The following is a 13,195-nucleotide window of genomic DNA, read 5'->3' as shown; positions in this document are numbered from 1 at the left end:
TACGATTCCCGCACGTCATGAGCGTCGCCGGAAAACCCTGACATGCAGATAGACCTCCGAATCTTCGAAAACCTGCCGCAGCACGTCTACGTGTTCGCGGTCATCCTCGCGGTGCTGACCGCCGCGTTCCTGCTGTTCTTCCTCGTGCCGTCGTTCGTCGTGTCGTGGCGGCTGTCGCGCGCGACCAGGCGGGTGCGCGGCATGGACGGCAAGCCGCCGTCGGAGATCGGCCGGGCGTTCGGCGAGAAGGGCGTGCTCTCGCACCTGTGGCGTGAGTATTCGCACACGCTCCACGAGCAGGAGTCCACGCCGGGCCCGGACCCGATCATCCGCTGGCGCTCGACGGTGCCGGCCGAGGCGCTCTTCCGTCCCGAGATCGTCGTCGACACGCCGCTGCGCACCGAGTTCTTCCGCCACCTGCCGGGCATCTTCACCGGTATCGGGATCATCGGGACGTTCTTCGGCCTGCTCATCGGGCTGCGGGCGTTCCAGGTCTCCGAGAACCCGGTCATCGTCCGCGACAGCCTCAACAGCCTGCTGCACGGCGTCTACGAGGCGTTCCTCGTCTCGGCCGTGGCGATCGCGCTGGCGATGGTCGTCACGCTGATCGAGCGCCTCGTCATCGCGCGCCTGTACGCCAAGGTCGAGAAGCTGGTGCAGGCGCTCGACGCGCTGTTCGAGGCGGGCGCGGGCGAGGAATATCTCGCGCGCCTGGTGAAAGCGTCCGAGACCTCGATCGACCGCAACGCCGAGCTCTCCGCCGAGCTCAGGACGGCGCTGCGTGACATCGGCGATCGCCAGATCGCCGCGACCAATGCGATGGCCGAGCGACTCGCCGCCGGGATCGAGACCGGAATGAAGCAGCCGCTGCTCGACGTCGCCGAAGGCCTGCGCGGATTGCGTACCGAGCAGTGGGGCGCGGTGCAGGGCATGCTCGACCAGGTGATGAGCGGCCACACGCAGAAGCTCCAGGGATTGTTCGGCGAGCAGGTCACCGGCATCCACGCGCTCGAGGCGAAGACGATCGACACGCTCAATACCGCGGTCGCCAAGCTCGAGCAGATGGCGAGGAACGTCGAGTCGGCCGGCACGCGCGGCGCGTCGGCGATGTCCGACCGCCTCGAGCAATCGCTCGCCGCGGCCGAGCAGCGCCAGCGCACGATGAACGACACGATGGCGGAGTTCGTGCAGCAGATCCGCAACGTGGTCGCGCAGTCCCAGGGCGAGACGCTGGCGCGGCTCAACGGCACGCTCGACGATCTTTCCAACCGCATGCGCGAAGTCATCGAGCGCCTCGCGAACCAGGTGCAGGCGACGACCGAGACGAGCCGCCAGCACCACGAAGCGCTCGCCAACCAGACCTCGCGCATGGTCGGCGAAGTCGGGGGGCAGGTGTCGGCGATCGTCGAAGGCGTCGATCGCGCGGTCGCGGAGATGAAATCGTCGGTCGAGCAGATGGCGTCGAACCTCGAAGCCGCGGGCGCGCGCGGCGCCTCGGCGATGTCCGAGCAGCTCGGTCACGCGCTGACCGGGGCGGAATCGCGGCAGCAGGCGATGAACGATGCGACCGCCGAGTTCGTGCAGCAGATCAGGACGGCGGTCGCGGAATCGCAGGGCGAGACGCAGAAGAGGCTGCAAGCCACGCTCGAGGAGCTCGGGACGCGCATGGGCGAAGTGACCGAGAGCCTGAGCCGGCAGGTGCGCGAGACGACCGATGCCACGCGCCAGCAGAACGAGGCGCTCGCGAGCCAGACCTCGCGCATGGTCGGCGAGGTCGGCGGCCAGGTGTCCGGCATCGTCGACGGCGTCAATCGCGCGGTGAACGAGATGAAAGGCGCGGTCGACGCCATGCAGCGCTCGACCAACGACGCGCTGGTCTCGCTCAACATGGGCGCGAACACGGTGTCGAGCGCCGTCGCCGATTTTGCGAAAGCGGGCGAAGCGGTCTCCGGCGCGATCGAGAAGTCGGACGTCGTGGCCGAGCGCCTCGCGCAAGCCGCGCAATCGGTGGCCGGCGTATCGCGCGGTCTCACGTCGGTCGTGTCCGACTACGAAGGCGCACGTGCGGCGATCGCGCAGCTCGTCACATCGTTGCAGACCGTCGTCGACCAGGCGAAGCGCGAGACCGCGCTCACGCAGGAGACGGTCGCGCGCATCGAGCGCGCGGCGTCGGCGCTGGCCGATGCGCAGCGCGAAGCGGGCGGGTATCTCGAGCGCGTGTCGGAAGTGCTCGGTGAAGCGCACGGTGCGTTCAGCCAGGGCGTGCGCCAGACGCTCGAGGACGTCAACAAGGATTTCCACCGCCAGCTCTCGGAGTCGGTGAAGCTCCTGCGCTTCGGCATCCAGGAGCTGCAGGCCGCGGTGGAATCGGTGAGCCGCTGAGATGTTCGGCTCGCGCTACGTCGTCGCCCGTAAGGCCAGGGACGAAGCCGAGAAGCCGTTCTGGATCTCGTATGCCGACCTCATGTCCACGCTCACGGTGCTGTTCCTGCTCGTGATGAGCGTGGCCTTGCTGGCCGTGACCAAGAACGTCACCGAGGCCGAGCGCGCGACGGCCGAGCGCGAGAAGCAGATCGACCTCGTCGTCGACCGCCTGGTGCACGCCGCCGAGAAATATCCCGGCATCACCATCGACAAGGCGCGCAACGTGATCGATTTCGGCGACCGGGCGCGCTTCGACACCGGCAGCTCCAGGCTTTCGAAAGAGCAGGCCGAGTACCTGCGCACCTTCGTGCCGGAGGTGCTCGCGATCGCGCGCGACGACGTCGGCCGCAAGTGGTTGAAGCGCATCGTCGTAGAAGGTTTCGCCGATCAGCGCGGCGACTACCTGCTCAACCTCGATCTCTCGCTGCAGCGCAGCCAGCGCGTGCTGTGCACGCTGCTCGCGCCGTCAGGCCCCACCGAGCATTCGCTGACGCCGGAACAGAAAGAGCAGGTGCGCGATCTCTTCCTGGTCGGCGGCTATTCGTCCAACTCGGCGCGCAAATCGCTCGAGGCGAGCCGCCGCATCGAGCTCAGGCTCGAGTTCCTCGGCCTGGGCGAAGCGCGGCCGGCGGTCGATCCGTCGAGCCGCGGCGAGTTCGGGACGTGCAGGATCTAGCGATGGTCATCGCGAGGAGCGCCAGCGACGACGCGATCCCGGAGCGTCCGATCGTCCGCCACGAGATGGCTTCGTCACTTCGTCCCTCGCAATGACTTCACTGGACCGACTCCATCACGCCCTGCGCGAAGCGAACGCGGCCGCGCTGGCCGATCTCGACGTGCGCGACACGTCGATACTCGAAGCCGAGCTGCCGCAGCTTCAGCGCTGGACCGCCGGCGGCACCGGCATCGAGGAGGTTAGCGACGACGAGGTCGCGGCCGCGGTGAAGGCGTACCGCCGCGACGGCGCGCTCGACGGCGTGGGCCAGGCGCGGCTCGTGTGCTACGGCTGCACGCGCGAGATCGACGGCGCGCGCCTCATCGAAGAGCCCGAGCGTATGAAGGCGCTGCTCGAATACGTCGAGCGCTATCGCTATTTCGTGCGGCCTTTCCGGCGCTGCTATCGCGCGCTGCTGCACGCCTACTTCAGCTACGATCCCGAAGCCGAGCTGTCGGAGAAAGGCAGGCGCGGCTGGCAGGAGCTCTGGGTGTTCCTCGAGCGCCGCAAGAACCTCCTCGAGACGCCGGGCTCGGACCCGCACTGGGTCACCGCGCTGCTCGAGCACCGCAACCTGCTCACGCGCGATCCGACGTCGCGTTACGGCATGCAGGCGCTGCGCGGCAACTTCGGCGTCTTCGACACCGTGCGCGAGCGCCTCGCGATTCCGGAGGATTCGTGGCTCCAGCGGCGGCTGGCGTTCTCGATCATCGAGGCCGCGATCCAGCTTCCCGACCAGCATTTCAAGCAGGCGGTGGTGCGGCTGCTCGTGCTGCTCGCCAGGCAGCCGCTGATGCTCGATTACGGCCTTGCACGCGTGCTCGACCGCTATGCCGCGTCGAAGACGAAGGAAGTGCACGCACGCCTGCGCGAGGTCGCGGTGCTCAACTGGGGCGACCCGCGCGCCGAGTCGAACCTGCCGCACTGGAAGGGCGTGAAGCCCGAGGCGCGGGAGATGGTCGCGGGCTGGCTCGATGCCGGCGGGGGTTAAAAGCTAAAAGCAAAGCGTTAACACGAAGGGCACGGAGGAGAACCAACCGTCATTGCGAGGAGCGGCAGCGACGAAGCAATCTCGGCGCGGCCGATACGTGCGCCACGGGATCGCGTCGTCGCTTCGCTCCTCGCGATGACCTGTTCGACTTTCCTCCGTGCCCTTCGTGGACCTCCGTGTCCTCCGTGTTCAAGCTTTGCTTTTGACGTTTTCAGTCGACGCTGATCTTCGCCGCGCGGATCACCTTCGCGAACTTGTCGACTTCCTTCCTGAAGTACGCGTTCATCTCGTCGGGCGTAGTGCCCACGGGCTCGCCGCCTTCCCTCGCCATGAACTCGCGCACGTCAGGCGCCTTGAGCGCCTTCAGGATCTCGGCGTTGAGCCGCTGCTTCACTTCCGCGGGCGTGCGCGCGGGCACGAACATGCCGTACCAGTTGTCGGTGTCGAAGCCGGGATAGAACGACGCCATCGTCGGCAGCTCGGGGAGCGAGCCCCATTTCTTCGGGGTGGTGACGGCGAGACCGCGCAGCTTGCCCGATTTCATGTGAGGCATTGCGGCGAGCACGGTCGGGAAGCTGAACTCGTTCTCGCCGGAGACGAGCGCCACCGTCGCCGGACCGGCGCCCTTGTAGGGGATGTGGGTGGCGTTGGCGCCGGACATCTGCTTGAACATCTCGAGCGAAAGATGGCTCGTCGTGCCGTTGCCGTTCGAGCCGGCGTTCATGCCGCTCCTGTTCTTCTTCGACAGCGCCGCGAGCTCCCTGGGGTTCTTCACCGGGAGGCTCGGATGCACCACAAGGATCAGCGGCACCGACGACACGAGGCTCACGCCTTCGAGGTCCTTCAGCGGATCGAGCGGCAGCTTCTTGATGAGCGTGGTGTTGACCGCGAGCGCCGCGCTCATGAAAAGAATGGTGTAGCCGTCGGGCGGCGATTTCGCCGCGAGCTCCGCGCCGAGCATGCCGTTGGCGGTCGGGCGGTTGTCGACGATGAAGTTCTGGCCGGTGCTCTCCTGGAATTTCCTGGAGAGCAGCCGTGCCTGGATGTCGGTGCCGCCGCCCGGGGCGAAAGGCACGATCATGCGCACCGATTTCGACGGGTAGCTTTGCGCGTGCACGGGCGCGGCGGCCAGCGCCGCAGCGAGCGCGGCGGCGGCGAGGAACGGTCGGGTGGGGCTGCTCATGATTCTCCTGAGGCGGGTTTGTCCAGGCGGCAATTTTAAGCAGGCGGGCGCGCGGCAGGGCCGTCCAGTTCGCCGGGCAGACCGGGTCCCGGCGTACTGGTAATCTCCCGCGGCCAAAATTCACTCCCCTCCTCGAGGATCCCAGTCAATGCCGTACGTAGCCGAAACCATCGATTATCTGAAGCGCACCAGCCCCGCCCAGGACGAGTTCTACCAGGCGGCCGAGGAGGTGCTCGTGTCGCTCAAGCCGCTGCTGGACACCCGGCCGATCTACCGCAGGCACAACGTGATCGCCCGCATCATCGAGCCCGAGCGCCAGTTGATGTTCCGCGTGACGTGGGTCGACGACAAGGGCGAGGTGCAGGTCAACAAGGGCTACCGCATCCAGTTCAACTCCGCGCTCGGCCCGTACAAAGGCGGGCTGCGCTTCCACCCGAGCGTGTACGCCGGGATCATCAAGTTCCTCGGCTTCGAGCAGATCTTCAAGAACGCTCTGACGGGCCTGGGCATCGGCGGCGCGAAAGGCGGCGCCAATTTCGATCCGAAAGGCAAGTCGGACAACGAGGTGATGCGCTTCTGCCAGGCTTTCATGAACGAGCTGTACCGCCACATCGGGCCGACCGTCGACGTCCCCGCCGGCGACATCGGCGTCGGCGCGCGCGAAGTGGGGTACCTGTTCGGGCAATACAAGAAGCTCACCGGCGCGTACGAAGGCATACTCACCGGCAAGGGCCTGAAATGGGGCGGCTCGCTGGTGCGCAAGGAAGCGACCGGCTACGGCGCGGTCTACTTCGCGCAGTCGATGCTCGAAAGCCGCAAGCAGGGCCTTCAGGGCATGCGCTGCGCCGTGTCGGGCGCGGGCAACGTCGCGATCTACACCGTCGAGAAGCTCATCCAGGAAGGCGCGAAGGCGGTCACGGTCAGCGATTCGCAGGGCATGATCCATCACGAGCGCGGCATCGACCTCGACACGCTCAAAGACCTGAAGGAAGTCCGCCGCGCGCCGCTCGCCGAATACGTGAAGGCGCACAAGGACGCGAAGTACATCCCGGTCGGCGACTATCCGCAAGGCCGTAACGCGGTGTGGTCGGTCCCCTGCGATCTCGCTTTCCCGAGCGCGACCCAGAACGAGCTCAATGCCGAGGACGCCAAAGCGCTCGTGAAGAACGGCTGCATCGCCGTATCCGAAGGCGCCAACATGCCTTCCACACAAGGGGCGGTCGACGTCTTCCTCGATGCGGGGATCGCCTACGGTCCCGGCAAGGCCGCGAACGCGGGGGGCGTCGCCACGAGCCAGCTCGAGATGGCGCAGAACGCGGGCATGACGCAGTGGAGCTTCGAGGAAGTCGACCTGAAGCTGCGGCGCGTGATGAAAGGCATCTACCGCACCGTCAGCGAGACCGCCACCGAGTTCGGGCAGCCGAACAATTTCGTGCTCGGCGCCAACATCGCGGGCTTCAGGCGGGTGGCCGACGCGATGATCGAGCAGGGCGTGGTCTAGGGAGCGCCGGGCGTCGTCGCCCGGTAACGCTGTGCTATCGTCGCGGGCATGTCGACCACGCCCGCGTCTCCGCCCGCATCGCTCGAAGCGCCGCTCGAAGTCTCTCCGGGAGACTGGGCGCAGCGCGATTTCTATCACCTGATGACCTCGCTCGTGATCCCGCGGCCGATCGGCTGGATGTCGACGGTCTCGGAATCCGGCGTGCGCAACCTCGCGCCGTACTCGTATTTCAACCTGATGGGCAGCGACCCGTTCTATGTCTGCTTCGGGTCGAGCGGCGTGAAGGACACGCTCTCCAACCTGCGCGAAGTGCCGCAGTTCGTCGCGAACATCGTGACCATGCACCTGCTGGAACGGATGAACATGACGTCGGGGAACTTCCCGCGCGACGAGGACGAGTACGGCTGGGCGCGCCTGACGCCGGCGCCGTCGAAGAAGGTGAAGCCGCCGCGCGTCGCGGAGGCGAAAGCGCATCTCGAGTGCGAAGTGGTGCAGGTCGTGAGCGACCGCAACACCCACATCGTCATCGGCCGCATCGTGCACGCGCACGTCGACGCGTCGGTGTGGAAGAACGGGCGCATCGACCCGCGGCTGCTCGATCCGGTGTGCCGCCTCGGCGGCTCGGGTTACGCGTCGCTCGGCGAGCTTTTCAGCGTCGAGCGGCCGGACTGGAAGAACGTCGAAGGGAAAGAACCCGAGGCGTCGATGCCGAGGGCGGTGAAGCGCTGACGCCAAGCGTAAGGTTCGTCATTCCCGCGAAGGCGGGAATCCATTGTCGTTAAGTCACAATGGATCCGGGATCACTTCTGTTCCACCATCTGCGCGATGAGCTTCCTCGCCTGCGGCGAGTACCACTCCGCCGGTCCCCACAGCCGCGCCTGCACCACGCCCTTGCGGTCGATGAGGTAGGTGGCGGGCATGCCCCACGCGCCGTAGAGGAGACCGGCTTCGCCTTCGGGGTCGAGCAGGATGGGGTAGGTGAGCTTCATGCTCGACACGAACTTCAGGGCGTCGTCCTTCTTGTCCTTCACGTTCACCGCGACGATCTCCAGTCCTTTCGCCTTGTACTCGCGGTAGAGCTTGTCCATGTCGGGCATCTCGGTGCGGCACGAAGGACACCACGTCGCCCAGAAATTGAGGAAAACGACTTTGCCGCGGTAGTCCTTCAGCGAGACTTTCCTGCCGTCCGGCGTCGACAGCGTGAAGTCCGGCGCGGCGGGCTTGTCCTTCATCGGCTCCATCTTGGGGATGGACGTGAAGTCCGGCGCCGCGCCGCCTTTCGATTGTGCAAAGGCCGGCGCGGCGGCGAGCAACGCGATGAATGCGACGGTGAGAAGTTTTTGCATGGAGGCTTTCGGGGCGATCCCGTCATGCCGGCGTACGCCAGCATCCATTCAAAATGGATTCCCGCCTGCGCGGGAATGACGGGCCTCGATCAGGTCTTGCTGTTGATCTTCTTCAGCTCTTCGAGCAGCACTTCGTTCGGCACGAGCGGCTCTTTGGGCTGGAGCACTTTCTTGTAGCGAACGATGCCGTTCTTGTCGACGATGAAGTACGAGCGCGTCGCGAGCTTGCGCTCGGCGTTGTACACGCCCCACGCCTGCGCCGCAGCGCCGTTGGGCGCGTCGGAGAGGAGCGGGAAGTTGAGCTTGAACGCATCCGCGAATGCTTTCTGCGAGAACGTGACGTTGGTGCTGATGCCGACGATCTCGGCGTCCGCCGCGGCGAACTTGGGGTAGTCGTCCCTACTGGCCGACAGTTCCTGTATTCAGGTCGGCGTGAAATCGAGGACGTAGAACTGGACGACGACGTTCTTCTTGCCCGCCTGGTCGGAAAGCTTGAACTTGCCTTCCTTCGTGCTGGGGAGCATGAAGTCGGGGGCTTTCTCGCCGACCTCGACCGCGTGTGATATCGCCGGCAGCGCCGACAGCGACAGCGCGAGCGCCAGAGCCGGGATGAAGCGCCTTCTGTTCATAGGGACCTCTTCGTGTAGCGCAGGCGCCCTCGCCTGCAGGTTTTTGGGTGGCGGGCCGCATGTAGTTTAAAGCCCGTGCGCGCTGTGTAAACAATTCATCGCCTCCGTTATTCCGGCGTCCCGCCCGCTACAATGCGCGACCGTGGACCGCACCGAACGCTTCTACAAGATCGACCGACTCCTCCGCCAGCACAGGCACGTGCCGGTGGGACGCTTCCTCGAAGAGCTCGACGTCTCGCTCGCGACGTTCAAGCGCGACATCGAATACATGAGGAGCCGCCTGCACGCGCCCATCGTGTGGGACCGCGAGGAGAACGGCTACGCCTTCACGTCGCCATCGAAGGACGCGCCGCGCTACGAGCTCCCGGGCCTGTGGTTCAACGCGAGCGAGATCTACGCGCTGCTCATGATGGAGCAGCTCCTCGAGAACATCGATCCCGGCGTGCTCGCGCGGCGGCTCGAGCCGCTGAAAGCCCGTCTCGCGACCTTGCTCGGCAGCGCCGATCACTCGGCCGACGAAGTGCGCCGGCGCATCAAGGTGCTCACCATCGCGAACCGTGCGCTGCCTTCGGGCGCGTTCGAGACCGCGGCGAACGCGCTGCTCGGCCGCAAGCGTCTCTTCATCCGCTACCGCGGGCGCGTCAGCGACGAGGATACTGAACGCGAAGTATCGCCGCAGCGTCTCGTCCATTACCGCGACAACTGGTACCTCGACGCGTGGTGCCACATGCGCAAAGGGTTACGGAGCTTCTCGATGGACTGCGTGCGCGACGCCGAAGTTCGCGAAGGCGCGGCGATCGACGTCCCCGCGGCCGACCTCGACGCGGCGCTCGGCAGCAGCTACGGCATCTTCTCGGGCGCGGCGAAAGCCTGGGCGAAGCTCAGGTTCTCGCCCGTCGCCGCGCGCTGGGTCGCCTCGGAAGCGTGGCACGCGGACCAGAAGGCGAGCCGCGAAGCCGACGGCTCCTACGTCCTCGAAGTGCCCTACAGCGACGACCGCGAGCTCTTGCGCGACATCCTGCGCTTCGGGCCCGACGTCGAGGTCCTCGGCCCGGACGCGCTGCGCGCGCGCGTGCGCGAGGCCCTGGCCGAGGCGGCGGCCCACTACCAAACCAGGGTCTGACCCCGAAAAGGCCGGGGTCAGACCCAACCTCCGGCATTTCCGGGGTCTGATCCCGGTTTTCCGGACGGTGGTTCACCGCAGGCTCACGCCCTGAGCTACCCCCCTCCCCATACTGCCTCCCATAAGCGATTTCGCGGATGCGCAAGGAGAGCAGCGATGCAGGCAGTCGAGCAGGCGGTGAAAGCGGGGCTGGGGCGCGGTTTCACGGCGGCGAATGCGGTCCGCCCCGGTCTCGAGGACATGATCGCGGGCGTCGCGGGCGCCGACCGGCTGGTGGAGGAGGCGCGGTGGCGTCTGCTGCGCGCCGGCAAGGGCAGCGCGCGCGCCGCGGCCGATCTGCGTGCGCTCAAGGCGCCGCTGGTGTACGCCGCGGGCAAGGGCAACGCCTACGCCTGCGAGATCCTCGCGGCGATGTGCGCCAGCGCGCTGGGCACGCCGCGCGCGCCCGAGCAGGCGAAGGAATGGCTCATCCGCGCCGTCGAGCTCCTCGAAGACCACGTGCGCCGTCCGATGCCGGGCGACCACGGCTTCATGCTGCTGCCGAGCGAGGACCCCAAGCTCGCGTATCGCCCGCTCTACACCTCGTCGGGCGTGCTCATCACCGACGAGATCGGCACCGCGCGCATGGACGGCGGCGCGATGCTCTTCGATCGCTGGGGCCGGCCCGAGCTCGCCGAGAGCGTCGAGCTCTGCAGCGGCCCGACGCGCGCGACGCCCAAATCGGTGGCGGCGCGGATCGCGCGGGAGGCGACGCTGGAGGATTTCGCGTGGGCGTGCCGGCGCACGACGCCTGCCTTTCGCGAAGCGCTGCTCGACGCGCGGGTGATCGCGCACGGGCGGATGGGTTTCCAGCGCTGCCGGGTGCGGCCGGCGGCTCGTCTGGCTGAGGCGGCTTAGAAGCGAAAAGCTTTTACCGCAGAGGACGCAGAGGACGCAGAGAAAAAGGCATGTCGGTCTTGTACTCCGCCGGTCCGCTCGTCAAAATCACGTATCTGAATTTCGGACGCCAGCCATGAACGACTTCGCAAACGGCGCCATCGTCGCCCGCGCCCACAAGATCGTCCTCTCCGCGGATCAGGAAGTCGCGTGCCCGCGCTGCGAGCGCACCTTCCCGCTGCGCGAGGGCATCACGCAGAAGACGATCGAGCAATACGAATCGGACTACGAAGCTAAAGTAGAAGCCGAGCGCGCGCAGCTGCAGGAGCGGCTGGCGAAGGACGCCGCGAAGAAAGTGGCGGACGCCAGGGCCAAAGCCGAGGCCGAGCTCGACCTGCAGCGCAAGGCGCTCGAGCAGGAAGTCGCCGACAAGGACCGCCGGATCCGCGAGTTCCAGGCGCAGGAGCTCGCGCTGCGCCGGGAAAAGAAAGCGCTCGAAGAAGCCCGGCAGCAGCAGGAGCTCGATCTTCAGCGCAAGCTCGAGCACGAGCGCCGCACGATACACGAGCAGGTGCTGTCGGCCGAGGCCGAGAAGTTCAGGCTGAAGGAAGCCGAGTACCGCAAGAAGATCGAGGACGCGCAGAAAGCCAACGAGGAGCTGACGCGCAAGCTCGAGCAGGGCTCGCAGCAGCTCCAGGGCGAAGTGCTGGAGCTCGACGTCGAGCACACCCTCAGGCTCGGCTTCCCGCACGACCGCATCGACGAGGTGAAGAAAGGCGTGCGAGGCGCCGACGTGATCCAGACCGTGTGCACGCCGACCGCGCAGGTCTGCGGCAGGATCGTCTGGGAAGCGAAGCGCGCGGAGAACTGGTCCGACAAATGGCTGCAGAAGTTGAAGGACGACCAGCGCGACGCCAAGGCCGACATCGCCGTGCTGGTGACGACCGCCATGCCGCGCGGCGCCGACGAATCGTTCTGCGAGTACGGCGGAGTCTGGGTGGTCGCGCCGCACGCGGTGCGCCTCGTCGCGGAAACCCTTCGCTTCGGCCTGGTCGAGTGCCACAAGCTGCGCCTGGCGAGCTCGGGCAAGAACGAAAAGATGGAGCTGCTCTACAACTACTTATGCAGCTCGCAGTTCGCGCAGCGCGTGAGGGCCATGGTGGAGACGCACGAGTGCATGCGCCGGGACCTCGAAGCCGAGAAGGCCGCCATGAAGCGGCTCTGGGCGAAGCGCGAAACGCAGATCGACCGCGCCTCGTCCAGCATGCTCGCGGTCTGCGGCGAGCTTCAGGGCATCGCCCATGACAGCCTGCCGCAGCTCAATGAGATCGGCGTGCTGGAGCTCGGCGCGCCCGACGACGATCGCGGCGTCAGCCGCCCGCCTGCAGCCTGATGTTCGCGTCGCGGATCACCTTCGCCCACTTCGCGGTCTCTTCGCGCAGCTCGCGGGCGAAGTCCTGCGGGGTGTGCAGGACCGGGTAAGAGCCGTCCGCGGCCAGCAGCGCGACGAGATCGGGCTGCGCGAGCACCGCCGAGACCTGCTTGTGCAGGAAGGTGACGATCGCGGGTGACGTTTTCGCAGGGGCGGCGAGCCCGTACCACGAGCCCGATTCGAAGCCCGGAAACCCCGACTCGATGACTGTCGGCGTGTCGGGCAGCGCGCTGATGCGCCTGGTCGATGCGACCGCGACCGACCGCAGGCGGCCGTTGCGGATGTGCGGCAGGAACACGCTGGGGTTGGCGAACAGCACGTCCGATTCGTTCGTGAGCAGCGCCAGCATCGCCGGTCCCGCGCCCTTGTACACGACGCGCACCACTTCGATCTTCGCGTTCTGCGCGAAGAGCTCCATCGCCAGATGGCCCGCGGAGCCGATGCCCGACACCGCCCACGTGAGCTTCTTCGGGTTCGCCTTGGCGTAATCGATCAGCGCCTGCACGGTCTTCGCGGGCAGCCCCGGCCGCGCCGCGAGCATGTTGGGCGACGCCGCGAACTTGGTGATCGGCACGAAGTCGCGCAGCGGATCGAACGGCATCTTCATCAGCGTGCTGTTCACGGTCATCACCGCCACCGCCGCGACGAGCAGGGTGTAGCCGTCGGGCGCCGCGCGCGCGACGATCTCGCCCGCGATGACGCCGCCACCGCCGCCGCGGTTGTCGTAGGTGACCGGCTGGCCGACGCGCTCCGAGAAGCGCTGCGCGATCGGCCGCGCGACCATGTCGGTGCCTCCGCCGGGCGCGAACGGCACGACCCAGCGCATCGGTTTCACGGGATACGATTGCGCGTGCGCGGAAACGCACGCGAGCAGCAGTGCCACGGCCAGCGTTCTCTTCATCTCGCGCTCCTCCGGACGACCGCACTACAATGCCACAATCCCGACAAACGCAGGGTGCGTGCGAACGCACCGCA

General features: G+C 66.9%; 12 protein-coding genes. 8 read left to right on the top strand and 4 right to left on the bottom strand.

Features of this window, described 5'->3' with window-relative positions; translation table 11 throughout:
• Window positions 1–42: 42 nt before the first annotated feature.
• From VHP37_25485 to VHP37_25475, 3 genes are all read left to right on the top strand, one after another.
• Entirely contained in the window at window positions 43–2,382 is a 2,340-nt protein-coding gene (locus VHP37_25485) for a hypothetical protein (protein ID HEX2829724.1), read from the top strand.
• A gap of 1 nt (window position 2,383) precedes the next feature.
• Window positions 2,384–3,100, top strand: coding sequence for a flagellar motor protein MotB (locus tag VHP37_25480; protein HEX2829723.1), 717 nt, complete (start codon window positions 2,384–2,386; stop codon window positions 3,098–3,100).
• Window positions 3,101–3,191: 91 nt separating this feature from the next.
• Window positions 3,192–4,130: an EH signature domain-containing protein gene (locus VHP37_25475; GenBank protein HEX2829722.1), complete on the top strand. Its 939-nt coding sequence runs from the start codon at window positions 3,192–3,194 to the stop codon at window positions 4,128–4,130.
• 211 nt (window positions 4,131–4,341) lie between these two features.
• Here the strand turns inward: VHP37_25475 and VHP37_25470 are convergent, their stop codons facing one another.
• On the bottom strand, window positions 4,342–5,313 hold the full coding sequence (locus VHP37_25470) for a tripartite tricarboxylate transporter substrate binding protein (GenBank protein HEX2829721.1): 972 nt from the start codon (window positions 5,311–5,313) through the stop codon (window positions 4,342–4,344).
• A gap of 148 nt (window positions 5,314–5,461) precedes the next feature.
• Here VHP37_25470 and gdhA point away from each other — a divergent pair, with 148 nt between their 5' ends.
• Window positions 5,462–6,814: an NADP-specific glutamate dehydrogenase gene (gene gdhA / locus VHP37_25465; GenBank protein ID HEX2829720.1), complete on the top strand. Its 1,353-nt coding sequence runs from the start codon at window positions 5,462–5,464 to the stop codon at window positions 6,812–6,814.
• Between the two features lie 48 nt (window positions 6,815–6,862).
• Window positions 6,863–7,543 (top strand): flavin reductase family protein, encoded by a 681-nt coding sequence (locus VHP37_25460; protein HEX2829719.1) that lies wholly within the window; start codon window positions 6,863–6,865, stop codon window positions 7,541–7,543.
• 71 nt (window positions 7,544–7,614) lie between these two features.
• Here VHP37_25460 and VHP37_25455 read toward each other — a convergent pair whose 3' ends face one another.
• Together VHP37_25455 and VHP37_25450 are read right to left on the bottom strand one after the other, a co-directional pair.
• Window positions 7,615–8,160 (bottom strand): TlpA disulfide reductase family protein, encoded by a 546-nt coding sequence (locus VHP37_25455; protein ID HEX2829718.1) that lies wholly within the window; start codon window positions 8,158–8,160, stop codon window positions 7,615–7,617.
• Window positions 8,161–8,249: 89 nt separating this feature from the next.
• A complete protein-coding gene (locus VHP37_25450; GenBank protein ID HEX2829717.1) occupies window positions 8,250–8,789 on the bottom strand; it encodes a redoxin domain-containing protein in 540 nt (179 codons plus the stop codon).
• A gap of 142 nt (window positions 8,790–8,931) precedes the next feature.
• Between VHP37_25450 and VHP37_25445 the strand changes: the two genes are divergently transcribed.
• From VHP37_25445 to VHP37_25435, 3 genes are all read left to right on the top strand, one after another.
• Window positions 8,932–9,912, top strand: coding sequence for a YafY family protein (locus VHP37_25445; protein HEX2829716.1), 981 nt, complete (start codon window positions 8,932–8,934; stop codon window positions 9,910–9,912).
• Between the two features lie 156 nt (window positions 9,913–10,068).
• The gene (locus VHP37_25440; GenBank protein HEX2829715.1) at window positions 10,069–10,809 is read left to right on the top strand and encodes a hypothetical protein; all 741 of its coding nucleotides are present in this window, start codon (window positions 10,069–10,071) and stop codon (window positions 10,807–10,809) included.
• Window positions 10,810–10,924: 115 nt separating this feature from the next.
• On the top strand, window positions 10,925–12,181 hold the full coding sequence (locus VHP37_25435; GenBank protein ID HEX2829714.1) for a DUF2130 domain-containing protein: 1,257 nt from the start codon (window positions 10,925–10,927) through the stop codon (window positions 12,179–12,181).
• Here VHP37_25435 and VHP37_25430 read toward each other — a convergent pair.
• A complete protein-coding gene (locus VHP37_25430; GenBank protein ID HEX2829713.1) occupies window positions 12,159–13,121 on the bottom strand; it encodes a tripartite tricarboxylate transporter substrate binding protein in 963 nt (320 codons plus the stop codon). The two genes, VHP37_25435 and VHP37_25430, sit on opposite strands and share 23 nt — an antisense overlap.
• Between the last annotated feature and the right edge of the window lie 74 nt (window positions 13,122–13,195).

This window comes from Burkholderiales bacterium (genome assembly GCA_036262035.1).
GTDB lineage: Bacteria > Pseudomonadota > Gammaproteobacteria > Burkholderiales > SG8-41 > JAQGMV01.
The sequence above is the reverse complement of the archived record's forward strand: the minus strand, read 5'-3'. Positions and strand labels throughout refer to the sequence as shown.